This is a genomic window from Verminephrobacter aporrectodeae subsp. tuberculatae At4, from assembly GCF_000193225.1.
GTDB lineage: Bacteria > Pseudomonadota > Gammaproteobacteria > Burkholderiales > Burkholderiaceae_C > Acidovorax > Acidovorax aporrectodeae.
Map to the genome: position 1 here is coordinate 1 of NZ_AFAL01001078.1, position 432 is coordinate 432.

At 69.9% G+C, this 432-nt stretch carries 1 protein-coding gene; it reads right to left on the minus strand.

What is annotated here, in order from left to right; all coding sequences use genetic code 11:
• On the minus strand, positions 1-432 hold a 432-nt coding region (locus VTU_RS0124980), incomplete at both ends, for a SwmB domain-containing protein (protein ID WP_010110845.1).

The following is a 432-nucleotide window of genomic DNA, read 5'->3' on the forward strand; positions in this document are numbered from 1 at the left end:
GGTCGATCCCACTGCCGCTTGCGTGCTGTCCTGGACGCCGTCTCCGTTGCCGTCGCCGGTGACGGGGGCTGCGCCAGAGGGGCCGGAGATACCGGGGGTCGGGTCTTCGATGCTGTCGGGAATGCTGTCGCCGTCCGTGTCCTTGGTGTCCTTGGGCGCCGGGCCTTCCGGGGGCGATGGGCTCGGGGCCGGACCCGGACTTGGAGCCGGGCTCGGTGGCGCGGGGGTGCGGTTGTCCACCGGCATGGCCGCGAAACTGGCCGCGTCGTTGCCGGCCGCGTCCTGTATGGCGTTGGCATCGTTGCCGGTTGTCGGGTCGGTATAGGCGATGGTCATTGCCTGGCCGTTGGTGACAGCGGTGGCCAGCGTCAGGCGCACGGTCTTTTCCTGCGCGTGCACTGCGATGGCGGTGACGGCGGTGAGCACGTTATC